General features: G+C 50.6%; 12 protein-coding genes. 9 read left to right on the top strand and 3 right to left on the bottom strand.

Going from position 1 to position 14,363, the window contains the following annotated elements:
* Nucleotides 1–52: 52 nt before the first annotated feature.
* The 5 genes from KOO62_09505 (at nt 53) to KOO62_09485 (ending at nt 7,289) form a co-directional block, all read left to right on the top strand.
* Nucleotides 53–1,399, top strand: coding sequence for a hypothetical protein (locus KOO62_09505; protein ID MBU8934228.1), 1,347 nt, complete (start codon nt 53–55; stop codon nt 1,397–1,399).
* Nucleotides 1,400–1,640: 241 nt separating this feature from the next.
* Nucleotides 1,641–4,244: a hypothetical protein gene (locus KOO62_09500; GenBank protein MBU8934227.1), complete on the top strand. Its 2,604-nt coding sequence runs from the start codon at nt 1,641–1,643 to the stop codon at nt 4,242–4,244.
* Complete coding sequence (locus tag KOO62_09495) at nt 4,241–5,233, top strand: PorV/PorQ family protein (GenBank protein ID MBU8934226.1); 993 nt, start codon at nt 4,241–4,243, stop codon at nt 5,231–5,233. The genes KOO62_09500 and KOO62_09495 overlap by 4 nt, the downstream gene beginning before the upstream one ends.
* A gap of 26 nt (nt 5,234–5,259) precedes the next feature.
* Nucleotides 5,260–6,150, top strand: coding sequence for a PorV/PorQ family protein (locus KOO62_09490; GenBank protein ID MBU8934225.1), 891 nt, complete (start codon nt 5,260–5,262; stop codon nt 6,148–6,150).
* 20 nt (nt 6,151–6,170) lie between these two features.
* The gene (locus KOO62_09485; GenBank protein ID MBU8934224.1) at nt 6,171–7,289 is read left to right on the top strand and encodes an isocitrate/isopropylmalate dehydrogenase family protein; all 1,119 of its coding nucleotides are present in this window, start codon (nt 6,171–6,173) and stop codon (nt 7,287–7,289) included.
* Between the two features lie 123 nt (nt 7,290–7,412).
* Here the strand turns inward: KOO62_09485 and KOO62_09480 are convergent, their stop codons facing one another.
* From KOO62_09480 to pabB, 3 genes are all read right to left on the bottom strand, one after another.
* Complete coding sequence (locus KOO62_09480) at nt 7,413–8,216, bottom strand: YjbH domain-containing protein (GenBank protein ID MBU8934223.1); 804 nt, start codon at nt 8,214–8,216, stop codon at nt 7,413–7,415.
* Between the two features lie 116 nt (nt 8,217–8,332).
* Nucleotides 8,333–9,175 (bottom strand): aminotransferase class IV, encoded by an 843-nt coding sequence (locus tag KOO62_09475; protein ID MBU8934222.1) that lies wholly within the window; start codon nt 9,173–9,175, stop codon nt 8,333–8,335.
* On the bottom strand, nt 9,160–10,455 hold the full coding sequence (gene pabB / locus KOO62_09470) for an aminodeoxychorismate synthase component I (protein ID MBU8934221.1): 1,296 nt from the start codon (nt 10,453–10,455) through the stop codon (nt 9,160–9,162). The genes KOO62_09475 and pabB overlap by 16 nt, the downstream gene beginning before the upstream one ends.
* 83 nt (nt 10,456–10,538) lie before the next feature.
* Here pabB and KOO62_09465 point away from each other — a divergent pair, with 83 nt between their 5' ends.
* The 4 genes from KOO62_09465 (at nt 10,539) to KOO62_09450 (ending at nt 14,334) form a co-directional block, all read left to right on the top strand.
* Complete coding sequence (locus KOO62_09465) at nt 10,539–11,756, top strand: DUF401 family protein (GenBank protein MBU8934220.1); 1,218 nt, start codon at nt 10,539–10,541, stop codon at nt 11,754–11,756.
* A 145-nt stretch (nt 11,757–11,901) separates the two neighbouring features.
* Nucleotides 11,902–12,510 (top strand): sigma-70 family RNA polymerase sigma factor, encoded by a 609-nt coding sequence (locus tag KOO62_09460; GenBank protein MBU8934219.1) that lies wholly within the window; start codon nt 11,902–11,904, stop codon nt 12,508–12,510.
* On the top strand, nt 12,467–13,147 hold the full coding sequence (locus KOO62_09455; GenBank protein MBU8934218.1) for a zf-HC2 domain-containing protein: 681 nt from the start codon (nt 12,467–12,469) through the stop codon (nt 13,145–13,147). The genes KOO62_09460 and KOO62_09455 overlap by 44 nt, the downstream gene beginning before the upstream one ends.
* Before the next feature lie 2 nt (nt 13,148–13,149).
* A complete protein-coding gene (locus tag KOO62_09450; protein MBU8934217.1) occupies nt 13,150–14,334 on the top strand; it encodes a S1C family serine protease in 1,185 nt (394 codons plus the stop codon).
* Nucleotides 14,335–14,363 lie beyond the last annotated feature (29 nt).

The following is a 14,363-nucleotide window of genomic DNA, read 5'->3' as shown; positions in this document are numbered from 1 at the left end:
TGTGGGTTGCCCCGGGTGTGGTGGGAAGCTGGAACTTGACAATAGCTTCTTTGTGCTCACCTGTGATTTCTGTGGATCAGTTCTGCGCGTAATCAGACCGGAGATTCCGTCGGCCTACGTGGTTCCGCCGAAAGTAAACCAACGCGAGGTTCGATTCTCGATTGATCGTTACCTGAAAGAAAACGACCAGCCGTTGACTGGTTCGGATATTGCGTATAAACGAGTCTATTATCCGTACTGGCGGGTTGAGGCTATTGCTCTTAAGACGCGCAACCGGATCACCTCGAAAGTCGATAGAGGTGATGCAAACGTACGCCACGATTCATTTGCTCCCCCCGTACATCATTCATCGCCGATCAAAGAAAAACATACCGATGTCACTTTGTCTCCTTTCGCCATCACCATAGCGGCAACCGGGGTATTAACAGGTATTCCGCCGACTCTCGGCGTACGTACCGATTATTTGAAAGTGACGCTCTTTGCTGAGGGAAACCTTGACGAGAGATACGACGTTCTTCCGGTTACAGTGCCTTGGGACGAAGCGGAGGGGCGGGTTCAGAAATCGGCTCAAGGGGTGGGGATGATTACGACGGCTGAGTTTGGTCGCAATCGGACCGAGTTATATCGTCCTACCGGGTCAATTGTGTACTTTCCGTTTTTTCTGGCTGAATCTCTGGCCGGCAGAGATTACCGCCGGTGGATTGTCGATGGTGTTTCCGGGCGGGTGCAATACTGTCTGGAGGAACCGGAGGAGATTGTCACATCGGATCAACCGGCGGAAGTGCTGATGAAGTTCGGGCAATTGGAGATTGAACATCACCGCTGCGCTCACTGCGGCGTGGATTTGCCCGGCGAGCAATCACATGTCTACATATGTCACAATTGTGATGAGTTGACCATCATTGAGGAGCACCCCGTGTTTCGCAATCAACTTCAGGTAACCACTGAGACTGGCGCAGAAGGGGATATGTTGGTGCCATTTTGGTCTATGCAATTTTCGCATCGGAAGGGATGGACCGTTGGCTCAATACTTGGTGGCTCACCCGACTTGAACTGTCTGGTAATTCCGGCCTTCAGAACCAGCAATTTCGAGGAAATATACAAGCTGGCTTGCACCATGACTGCCGTTGCTCCTCGTCTTGATCTGACCTCCCTGAGTGGTTTCAAGCGTTGTATGCAGTCAGTGGGAATTGGCCCGACAGAAGCTCTGATTACGGCCCAGGTTGTGTGTGCTCGGGCCAGGCTCGGTGTCTCGGCCAGTCTGGATATTCCCGATATCCAGGCGGCGGTGACCAGAATCTCGCTGTTTTTTGTACCGTTTCACCTCGAACACTATTTCATGTCAGACTCTGTACTCAATTCCGTGACGTTCTCCAAACAACTCCTCCAGCGACCCTGACTGTGCGCCGGGGAACTTCCCGGCGACAGGGGAGTAGGAGTACTAACAGAAGGAGGACGAACGGCGAAATATCTTGCTATCGAAAGCTGTTTTCTCTATGTTCGGGCGAGCGTCAATGACGCCAGTCCGGCTGCATTGAGCTGGAGTTTTGAGTTGAAGAAGGACTGAACCAGCGAACTTGGCCGTGGGAACATGTGGTCTTTGCCCATGTACGGCCGCTTTTTTTAGGTTGGAGTGAACATTGAGAGCAAGTGTATTCCGTCCCGTTCTCCTCGTCCTGTCCCTGATTATCTGCCTGCCGAGCGTGTCTAACGCCGGATTGGCCAGTTCATTCGGTGTCCCAGATACGATCTATGCCTCCAATACTGTGATCGACATTGTTGAACACAGCGGTGGTGTGTGGCTGGCCACCGGGGAAGGACTCAATTATTCCCTTGATGGTGGCCAGACCTGGCTTCTGTATGATTCAGATAATGGTATGGTGTCTGATGAGGTCTCCGCGCTGTTCTCTCTGAATGGGCGGTTGTGGATCGGCAATGGACATTCGGAAATCATTGGTGGAGAGAGCGTAGGATTCTCTGACGCGCTTGAATACACTGATGACAATGGCTACAATTGGTTCGAGGCCGATCTTGGAGAAATTGCCAATGTGCTCGGAGGCCAACGTTCCATTTATGACATCACCGGCCACTATGATGAAAGCTCAGGTGACGAGTGGGTCTTCTTCACCGGATGGGCCGGAGGGCTTGTTGGCTCAAAGGATGGTGGCACGTCCTGGCGACGAATACTCCTAAGCCCCGGCGATAGTGTCTATTATATCAATCAACAGCTTCGGCTCAGAGATTTGTATTTCTCATGTGCCGTGGATACCACTCACGGTGACTCACTGTTCCTGTGGACAGGATCGGCCGAGGGCATATTCAAGTTTGCTTTTGCTCCTCCCCGCGAGAAACCTCTGTCGGAAGTCATAACTGCCATAGAGTTTTGCAATGATTGCGGGGCAGGTGACAGTAGCCGTGTATTCATCGGTGGAAACAATGGCATTACCAGGGGCAACTCATCAGGGGGACCGTTTATTTCGTGGCTTGAAGATGACGGTCTGCCGGGGGCATACATTTCGATGTTGCACGCTTTCGACGGCCGTTTGTTTGTGGGGACGATGGAGGGTGCTGACGGTCCCTCTACGGGACTGACGGTGACCGCAGATGGCGGCGAGTCGTTTGAGGACCTTTCATCGTCTTTTGATGCGGTGATCGGGGAGAATCGGAAGATATCCGGGATGACGTCCATGCGAAGTCGCTTATATCTTGCGGCAGAAACGGCAGGATTGTTTGTTTCTATCGATACTGGTCAGAGTTGGTCGCACATATGGGTTGATTCTTCCGATACGAGTACGGCCAACAAGCGCAACGTAGTTCACGATTTTGATGTCCTTTCCGACACACTTCGGATCGGGACCGACTCGGGTCTGGTGACATGGTATATGGATTCTGCCGGAACTATTGAGTCGTATCGCTACGATGTTTTTGTTGAGAGTCCTGTTGTCAGTTCGGCCAGAGTAATCGAGGTTAAGACGCAGGTCTTTCGGGATAGCCTCGGCGTATATGATTCCCTGGCAGTTTGGACTATTAATCATCCTCTGACGGATTCTGGTGGGTATGCAGTAATGAGATCCTCTGAGCTTCCGGACGCGGAGAATGAAACCGATACCGTGTGGATAAATATTCAGGGTGGGATTCGGAACGATCTCGCCATCATGGGTGACACAGTGTTTATGGTGGGTGACGTAGGTATTCACTATACATTCGACGGTGTGAACGCAAATTTCCTGCACAGTGTACCTGATACCCTCAGACCCTGGATTACTCTTGACGATTATCCCATAACGGTGATGGCCGTGACCGGGGATACCGTTTTCGTAGGCAGCGAGAATGGCTTTGCCATCTCCAACAATCGGTCCCAGAGTTACCGAATCTATCGTGTGAATTCCGATAGCCTGCGTGCTGACCTAATTACCAACTATACTGCCTCTGATGTCGTGTATCCGATCCCCGGCAATTTTGTTCCGGCACTCGAAGTACAGACACTTGAGGACGAGAACTACTCTCGAGTTTGGGCTTCAACTCGTCCTACCGAGGCGGGGCAGGAGGTCGGAATAACGATGGGGGTTTACAAGCCGATGGATTCCATCGGGAACGTTATCGATTCTGACACCCTTGATTCTTTTGCTGGATATGGAATTATTTGGCAGACGAGAATAGAAGATGTTTTCGCTTGGAATTTCGCTTTCAATGGAGACAGCGTGTTCGCGGCCACCACTGATGGACTATTGTTTACAGATCAGGACGCTGGTATGGATTGGGATACTATCGCTTTCATTAACGAAGATGGTGATGTGGTTGTAGATACCAATGCCGCCGTTTACGCTGTTCAGGCGATAGGCGACTGGTTATATGTCGGAACCGATCAATCGACTGTCCGTCTGGGTTTGACAGATCTGGTTGTTGATACCAATTATTTTTTCATGGATTCAGTTAATGAAGTCTATGCTTTCCCGATTCCGTTCAGCCAGTCAGCAAATGCTGTCGGAGTTAACTTTCATTTCATCTTGGAAAAAGAATCAGATGTTACTCTTGAAATATATGATGTGGCCATGAATCTGGTGAGCCGTGTTATCGACGGCCAGAGATTCCCGTCCGGGGTTTATCACGGTCGGAACACTGGCATACCAACCTGGGATGGTCGCAACGGCAAGGGGGACGAAGTGGCTGTCGGCGTATACTATTTCAAGGTGGAGACTTCAAATGGAGATGTGCAGTGGGGCAAACTGGCGGTGATACCATGAGCAAGATTTCACTCCGAATAATTCTAACGGTTATATCTATCGGTCTTATTGCCGGTGCGACCCGTGCGGACGATGGCGATGGCGGATATGCTGGCGCTTTTTTCCAGATACCGATTGGAGCGAGACCGACGGCTCTCGGGGGGGCGTACCTGTCCATCTCCAATGATGGAGCCGCGCCATTATTCAACCCCGCCGGACTGGCCACGATCAGAAAGAAGATGTTTGCGTCATCGTATCGCGCCATGAGTCTGGACCGCTCGTTGGGCTATCTTACATTGATGATACCGACCCGTGATAACTCCGCCCTGGGAGTCAACTGGCACTATTTCAGCACCGGGGATGTTGAGATGCGTAATCGGGATGGCCGCCTCACCGGTCATTCGATCGGTTTAACAAGTCACGCCTGGTCAATCATTTTTGCCAAACGGTTTGAAAATTACCTGTCGATTGGACTCAGGGCCGGCTATTTACATTCAAGCTTTGCCGAGATGAATGCCAATTCGATAGGGATCGATATTGGCCTGATGCTCTATGTCAGTCAGTTCTTTGACCGTGAGCGGCGGCCGGATATGGCATTACAGGACATACAGGTCGGGTTGGTTATCCGCAATTTGGGTACAACCTATCGCTGGAACTCAACCGATTACAATTCCCAAATTAGCGGTAATGTTGGTGGCACTGAACAGGAAGACATAGTTCCGATTGAAGGTGGATTGGGCATCTCGTCCCGATTTCTACAACGCAAGCTACTCCTGACAACCGACATAATAGCCAGCGAGAAGCAAAACCTCCGGCTTCATACTGGAGCAGAGTTTTTCGTGTCCCCGGAATTTGCTCTTCGAGCTGGTTATTCGGATCGCCGTCTGACAGCAGGTACCGGCTATGTCTTCCAAATTGGCACCCAGGTGCTGGCAATAGACTATGCTTTTGCCACTGACCGGGTGGATGAAGGATCGGAACACATTTTCTCTTTTGACATATTGTTTTGACGGATACGAGAAGGGAACGACATAACATGCGCATAGCGATAGCCCTGTTTGTGCTGATATTTGTTGCAGGTTCAGCCGCGGCCAACAGCGGCCTGGCTTTGCTCAAAGTCGAAGCCGGTGCCCGTCCTTCTGGGATGGGGGGTGCTTTTGTCACGATTGACAAAACCCCTGATGCGGTTTCCTACAATCCAGCAGGAGCGGTAGGCGTGACGAACTTCACAGTTTCGTTGGGACACAATTCCTATTGGGAAGATATCCGTATGGAAACATCCCATTTTGCTATGGGTTTGTCACCGAAGGTCTATCTCCACGGTGGTGTACGTTTCGCTACGGTCAGTAACCTTGAGATGCGTGGAGATGTTCCCACTGCGATCCCGGATGGTATTTTTGACGCTCACGATATTTCGTTCAAGGGCGGGTTGGCGTTCAGGATTACGGATCGCCTCTCAACCGGTTTTAGTATGGGGTGGATAATTGAAAAAATCGGAGCCCATCGAGGGAGCGTCTTCAATTTCGACTATGGTCTTCAGGCCCAGGCCAGCAAGTATCTCGCCTTTGGCCTTTCCGCGACCAATATAGGATCTGACTTTGTACTCAGTAAAGCAACCGGTGACGAATCGGATTTGATATCACTGCCGACGACCTATCGTCTGGGAACGTCGTATCATCGTGATAGATACCGGGGAGCTTTTGAGTTGGTCCACGTAGATGACCGGCAGCATTTGCATCTGGGTACGGAAGTGGCTGTCCATCGTCTATTCCAGGTGCGTGCTGGCTGGGTGTCCAATTACGACACTGAGAAATTCTCAGCCGGTGCTTCGTTCACTAAACGGAATATAACTGTCGACTATGCTTTCGTCCCCTATCGCAGGGGGTTGGGCACCTCACATATGTTCAACCTATCATTTACTCTATAATCTTTGGAGAGTCTCTAATCATGGCCAAGTACAAAATTGCCTGGTTGCCAGGTGACGGCGTTGGAAACGACGTTATGGAAGCAGCGAAGATCGTTCTGGATAAAGTGAATTTTGATGCTGAGTACATTCATGGCGACATCGGCTGGGAATTCTGGAAGAGCGAAGCCAACCCGCTTCCTGATCGTACCACTGACCTTCTCAATAACACTGATGCTGCACTCTTTGGCGCGATTACATCGTTGCCGAAGGAAGAGGCAGAGAACGACCTAGCTCCGGAATTGCAGGGAAAAGGACACATTTATGCGTCGCCTATCGTCCGCCTGCGTCAGGAGTTCAACCTGCGCACCAACCTGCGACCGTGCAAAGCATACTCCGGTAATCCGCTTAACTACAAAGAAGGTATTGATCTTGTTGTCTTTCGCGAGAATACCGAAGATCTCTACAGCGGTGTCGAGTTTCATCCACTACCGGATGAAGTACGCGAGGTCATCAAGAAACACAACCCGAAGATGGCCCGTTTCGACAGCTCTGCCGCCGAGGATACCGCAGTTTCTTTGCGAATCAACACTCGGTTAGAATGTACAAACATTATTACCGACGCTTTCGAGTATGCCAAGAAGTTTAATCGTAAGTCGGTGACGGTTGTCGAGAAACCAAACGTCATTCGCGAGACTTCGGGATTAATGGTTCGTACCGCCCGTGAAGTTGCCAAGAAGTATCCAGATATTGAGCTCTGGGAAACCAACATTGACGCCATGTGTATGTGGTTGGTGAAGAACCCGATGGACTATTCTGTGATCGTGACATCAAATATGTTTGGCGACATCGTCAGTGACCTGTGCGCTCAGCTGGTCGGTGGACTTGGTTTTGCAGCGTCGGGCAATATCGGCGATAACTATGCGGTGTTCGAACCGACACACGGTTCAGCTCCGAAGTATGCCGGTCAGTACAAGGTCAATCCGATGGCTATGTTACTAACGACAAAGATGATGTTTGATTATCTGGGTGAAAAAGACAAAGCCGTTGCTCTGGAGAGTGCTATAGCTGATGTCATCAAAGAGGGCAAGGTACGCACCTACGACATGGGTGGCAGTAATACTACCCTCGAAATTGCCGAGGCCGTTGCGGCGAAGTTGTAGGGGTTTGTTTTCTCTGGGGGTATGAAGTTGAACTACAGTGGGCAGACGTTATGTCTGCCCACTTTCTTATTTGGTCAGGAATTTGTCTTTATCAGTGCTCAGCCTATGTGTGACTATTAGTCATTAAAAACAATCAATATAGGTCAGACGGATTTCGCGGGTGAAGGTCTCTGAGTTACGCCGGTTTTCCAGCAAATCTTTCAGAAGAACTTCCAATTCAAGGTTCTCGGTAAACAGCCATTTGACTGATACGTTAAGATAGCCGCGTCCTTTCCCAGCGAAATCGTGTGTGGAGCGGTCATCATTGAGAGCCGCATCATACTCCGCCAGTAGCGCCAGGTTATATTTGAATGTGGCGTCAAATCCACCGAAGAAATTAACCTGCTCGTCGCCGTCCTGCTTGAATTCACGCGAGTAATTTATTCCGGCATGCCAACCGGCGGTCCATTGGTAGAAATAGAAACTGCGGCTGGCTACGGCATAAAAGCCGCGTGATTTGAAGGCGTAACGTTCGAGGGCGCCGTTATACTGACCGCTTCCCTGCGACGAAAAACCGACTGATACGGCCGGGAAGTACTCCAGTTCGTCAATCAGACGGAACTTGATATTGAACTCAATCGAAGGATTCCATTCGGGACTGCGATCTGAAACTACATCCTCCCCACCGAAAGAAATCCCCATCATTAGCCGATGTGACAAGCCAATGTCGGTATGTCCCAGAGCTCCGCCGTTGGGATAAAGGCGCATACTGATATTGTAGTAGCCGCGAGGAAGAGTGCCCGCCGTTGGCATATCAACCAGATAACGAGGGGGAACATCATAGAGGCTGGTCTGTCCTGCCCCGGTTTCATCCTGGGCAGCCACCATTGATGTCAATGTTAGTGCGGCCACCAAACCAATCAATAATCGTAATACGAACTTCATCATTTTGTATTCTACCTATTAACCTCTGTCATCGATTTCTGTTTCCAGTTTACGATAGCGGCCGTATCGAAGAATAGTCAACAAAAAGAGATCGGTGGGCGTGACTGCTGAAAGGATTATCAGTCGATCTTAATCAGGTACCGAAAACGCTGCGCCAGCAACTGTGTCACAGGTCCGGTCGGAAGCTTGTGGACCCGACGACCATCCCTTATCCGCGATACACTGACAACAAGCTTGAGTGAACTGGAAATGAAAATCTCGTCTGCCTTGAGCATATTGTCCAAGGTGATGTTCTTCTCGGTGACATCGAGACCGAGTTTCCGTGATTCCTTGATTACGACCATGCGTGTTATACCTTCCAGACATCCGGCGGCAATGGGTGGAGTGTAAACGCGACCCCGCCTCACCCAGAAGATATTTGCGGAAGTTACTTCGGCTACGTGCCCGTTGGTATTGACCAGCAGGGCATCATCACAGCGTCGTGTGTGTGCTTGTTTGAGCGCAGCAGCGTGGATTGCATACGAAATTGTCTTAATGCGTCGAAAAATACTATCCTGATCGACACGGTAAGGGGACACGAAGAGTGAGTATGGGGTGGTCGGCAGCTGATGGGGTGAGGCGCTTAGAATGACCTGTGGTCGACCCTGTTTTCCGATCCATCGGGCAGCTTCGCCACTGGTCATGGTCAGACGGAGTTTCTTGATGCGGTCAGGATGTCGTCGCAGGGTGCGGGTCATCCATGATGCTAGTCGAGACGACGAGACAGGAATCTCAAGCCCAATCACCTTTGCTCCCCGGCGCAGGCGTCGCAGATGTTCATTGCCGAAAACCACTCTGTCATCAATAGCCAGAAATGTCTCGAATAGACCCTCAGCGTACAACAGCGAGTTATCGAAGACCGATATTTTGTCCTGTCCGCGTCGAACGAACCGACCGTTGATAGTGGTTATGGTTTGAAACATGCCATCTCTTTTCGTTCGATGTTGAGTGCTCTGAAGAGATTGTCGGCCTTTAGCAGCATCTCGCGGTACTCGGCTTCAGGGTCGCTGTCGGCGACGATACCACCGCCGGCATGGATATGGTAGACTCCGCGACTATGGACCATAGTTCTGATTGCTATATTAAAATCAGCGCGGTTGCCATGGACGTAACCGATACAGCCAGTGTACACAGAGCGCGGGATTGATTCGAGTTGACTTATGATTTCGACAGCCCGTCGCTTGGGCGCACCCGTAATGGACCCCCCCGGTAGTAAGGCTTTGAGAATCTGCGTCAGTCGGGTCTTGGGGTGAATTTTGGCGGCGACATCGCCGACTAAGTGAACTACCGAAGAATACACTTCAGGCTTGAACATCTCATCCACCCGAACCGAACCTGTTTGTGCTATCTTCCCTAGATCATTGCGCACCAGGTCAACGATCATGAGTAGTTCTGCTCGATCCTTGTTCGAGGCCAGTAATTGTCGGGCATCATCTTCGGGACAATCTGAGCGAGCGATCGTTCCTTTGATGGGACCGGAGGTGATAGAATCGTCGGTTTTGAGAAACATACGTTCGGGTGAAGATGACAGAACCTGGTAGTCACCGAAGTTTAGATAGGCGCTGTATGGAGCCGGGTTGAGGTGGCGTAACAGCTCGTAAACATCAAACGGATCGGCGGGGGAGTGGATGTCGAATCGCGTTGTGAAGTTGGCCTGGTATATGTCACCTTCGCGGATATATTCTTTGATACGGCTCACTCGGTGACAATATTCATCACGCGATAGAGTCGGCACAATCCTGGTCAGTCGCGAATCGGGATAGTCAATACTGTCATTTGAAGTAGAATCGTTGCCGGGTTGACGATATTGTTGTACTCGCTCGTAGAAGAGAAATCGTACGGAAGGAATGTCATCATGTGGGCATATCTCTTCAAGGTCAAGAAACCCGTGACACGCCTCATAAGAAATATATCCTACACTGAAAAGGCTGTGATCAGCCCAGTAGGATTCCAGGACCTCAAAGATATCAGCGTCAAGTCGGACAGTCTTATGGCTATCAGGTCTGGTCACAACAACCTGCTGGCCCTGTTGGTATATATCCATGACCGGCTGGTGGGCTATGAATGAGGAATGTCCCCGATCGGCAAAACATAGTGACGAATCCAGCCAGACAGCCCCCGGCTCGAATGCGATCTGCCTGAAATCAATTGCGGGAATCTGACTCTGAGAAACAACTGTCTTTATATTGCCGGAGATTGCCATGCAGAGAAACTAAGTCTCAGATTCCAAATGTCAAGCCGGTTGATCATTTGACATGGGGGCGATTCGGCTGTTTCTTCCCCCCTATGGATGCTGCTAAGTTGCTCATTGTTCTGATTCTGATAGTTTTGGCTTTGCGCAAGAAAGTCACTGTTGGTGTGACTCTGTTCGGTGCGGGGCTGGTTACGGCGCTATTATATCAAGTCGAATTCACAGCCCTTCTGGAGGGATACTGGGATTTGGCGAAGTCGCGCCGATTTATTTCTCTGACAGCGATTATTATTTTCATTACCAGTTTGGGTCAGTTATTGAAGGAGCTGCACTCCCTTAAGCACCTAACAAAGGCGGCCAAGGAACTTCCCGGTGGTAACAAGACGGCAGTTGGCATGTTGCCCATGCTGGTAGGTCTGATGCCCATGCCGGGCGGGTCGCTGTTGTCGGCCCCGTTGGTGGGCAATGTTCTATCTGATTCGCGGTATAAGCCAGAATTTAGAACCGCTTCAAACTACTGGTTCCGGCACATCGTGGAGTTCTCCTGGCCTATCTATCCGGGTATTATTCTCACCGAAGCGCTTACCGGGTTGCCTATTGGTAGTGTGTCGCTAATGCAACTGCCGCTGGCAATTCTGATGACGCTGCTTGGTTTGGTTTTTTTTACCCCCAAAGTCGTTAATGATAACGACCATCAGACGCATATCGGTCGGGCTCTGTACGGCATTCTGAAATCTATCTGGCCCATTCCTTTTGCTATTGCTATATACGGCATTTTCAAGATTGAACTGGCCCTGTCGGTCGGATTGGGTTTGCTTGCTTTGATTCTGGTTGCTCGACCAAATCGAGAGCATCTGATATCAGCACTTAAAAAAGGTTTCTCATACAAACTGGTGTTTCTGATCTTTGGTACGCTATCGTTTCAGACGGCGCTGGAATTGTCGGGAGCCATAGCTGCTATTCCCAGCCTGACTCTGCAATACAATTTACCGATCGAACTGGTCATATTTCTAGTATGTTTTGCTTCAGGTATACTGACCGGCATGGTCGCCGCTTTTGTTGCTATGGGGTACACGATTCTCGCCGGATTTCTCAATCCGGGTGCTGTCGAACCTGGGTATATTTTTCTTGCCTATTTGTCAGGGTATCTGGGTATGATTCTCTCGCCTACCCACCTTTGTTTGATTCTTACCAACGACTATTTCAAGAGCGATCTACTGAAAGTTTACCGGGAAATAGCCATCCCGGTCGGACTTATGGCCGTTTTTGGCTTCCTGATCTACCTGACTCTCTGGGTTGAGCTGTTTCGGTAGTGAGCAAGGGAACCAACTACGTTGGCAATTCCCTTGCTAACTTGTTACATTGTAATATATTGAAAGCAGAGAGCTGAGAAATTCGGGAACTTTTCACCGATCAGTTAGTATGATTCTATGAAAGCTCCTGAAAACGGGAATAAATATGGCTAAAGCCAAAGAGACAGAAAAAGAGATTGATTTCAAGCTAATGCGCGCCATTCAGAATGGCGACATGGTAGCTTTCAACGGGATGGTTGATCGCTATAAGAATCGTCTGATGAACGTCATTGGCCGTATGTTATCCTCACCGGATGAGGCCGAGGATATTGTACAGGAGACTTTTGTGCGGGTTTACCAGCACCGGCAGTCCTTCAACTTCCAGCATTGTTTCTCAACGTGGATTTATACCATCGGGCTGAATCTTGCCCGCAACGAGCTGCGCAAGCGAAGGAGATTCAAACACTACGACATCGACGACATGCAAGGGACTGAGACCGAGTTTGCTGTTGATCCAAAAATCCCCAGTAGGCTTCCGCAGGTCCTTGATGCCGCCATTAAGACCTTGCCCGAGAAGTACCGGATGGCTTTCATGCTTCGCGATCTGCAGGAAATGCCGTATGATGAAGTGGCCAAGGTTCTGGAAATACCGCTTGGAACCGTCAAATCCCGGGTTAATCGCGCCCGGATGATGCTTAGGGAGAAATTGAAACCAAGAATGGAGAGTCATAATGCGTTGTCGAAAAGCACGCTCTTGCCTGTCAGCTTATTGTAGCGACGAGCTTGACGGCCGTCGGAGGCTGGCGATGAGCGAGCATCTGGCGACTTGTGCTGATTGCCGTCAAGAAGAGGCCGACTATCGCTCACTGACCGAGGCTGGTCGAGAACTAAATGTTTTTAAGGTAACAGCAGACTTCAACACCCAGCTGCTCAATCGCGTGGCTCGGGAACGGTTTGCTGAGACCAGGACCAAAGCCTTCCTGCCTAAGAAAGCTCCAGCGTTTCGCTGGGGAGTGGTTGCGCCGGCTGTTGTTACCGCCTGCATGGTTTTTGCCTTTGTCATGGTGGGATTACAACCGTCTTCGGATGATCTTGGGTCGGGGATGGCAGATCTTGGTGATGATTCATATCTTACTGTTCAACCGCTGGATAATCCAAATATGACCGGCACCATGCATAAGGACTGGTCGCTTGCCTCACAAATGGAGCAAGCAGATCGCCTTGATCGCCTGTCGCAGCGTGTTGTAGATCGTATGAGAGCTGGAAGCGTGTCACCGATGCAAGGGTTGACACAGGTTTCCGCCGGTACGAATCAAACCGCTCCCTGGAATCGAACTTATTATCGAGTGCGACCAGTCGTGCGTGTGTATCAGGCAGCTGATGTGCCGAAAGGGGGAAGCGCAGCGTACTAAGAATGCTAACGTTTTTTCGTTCTACTGCGGCAGCATCAACAGCTGTCGCAGTTTTCTTTCTCTTCGGGCTGGCAACTGGTGTTTCGGCAAATGACAGCTCGTTGACTATCCTTGAAGATCGACTCAATGACCTTGTCTATCGCACTTCCCGGTCGATTGTCACATTAGAGTCGATTTCTAATTCCCGTTCCGGACTCCATTCGGGGAAGCACGAGAGTGTCCACCGCCTGATATCTTCAGGAGTAATAATTGACAGCATGGGCGGCATTCTGGTCGCTGCCTCATCGGTTGTGGGGCGAGATCATTTGCTGGTGCGTTTTGCAGATCAGGTTATTTCCGTCCAATTGATCGGTATTGATTACCACACCGGGCTGGCTCTGGTGAGTGCCGGAATACCGCTGGGACGACCGGCGCGTCTGGCTCATCAATACGGTTGTGCGGGGCAGATGGTAGTTGCCATCGGCAACGCGTATGGCGTTCGAGCCTCGCCTTCTCTGGGCTTCTGTGCCGGTATGCGACCCGAAGGTTCCATTCAGTTTTCGGCCCAGATTACTTCAGGGACGGTGGGTGGGGGACTTTTTGACCTTTCAGGCTGGCTGGTAGGCGTAATCACTGGTGGTATTGGACGAGACCGATGGGCGGAAGTGGGGTTAGCGGTCCCGTCACCCGGACTAGCCAAAGTTGCGCGCTATCTATACCGGCATGGAGACCGACAGGCTGGCTACGTCGGGATTACCAGTGTGGATATTGAAATCACTCCCGGTATTGAAGTGACCATGCCTGCCCAATTGGTCCGGGCTGAATCTCAGCGCTACTTCATTGTTGACCGTGCTGTCATGATTACCGATGTCATCCCGCTGTCTCCGGCGGCCAATGCGGGTCTGGCATGTAATGATTTGTTGGTCAGCCTCAACGGAGAGGCTATAACCTCTGCCGTGGCTTTGCGTTCGTTCGTTCGTCAGAGTCATCCCGGTTCTGTTATAGACATCGGACTTGTGCGTAATAACCTACCGCTGGTAGTTCCATTGCAGATAGGCAGACTCCGTCTATCACCTTTCGACAGTTTCCATGGCGTGAACGATGAGCCGGCCCAGCCGGACAACTCGCCCGAGTTTCTCCGGCAGGAGATTAGTGATCTCAAGCAATCCCTGAGAGTGTTGGAAAAGAAGCTTCAGGGTCTGCGCTGACAAGTTATAGTTTGCCATCCGTTTTGTTT

This window comes from Candidatus Zixiibacteriota bacterium (assembly GCA_019038695.1).
In the GTDB taxonomy this organism is placed as follows: domain Bacteria; phylum Zixibacteria; class MSB-5A5; order GN15; family FEB-12; genus B120-G9.
This window is presented reverse-complemented; position numbering and strand designations above follow the sequence as displayed.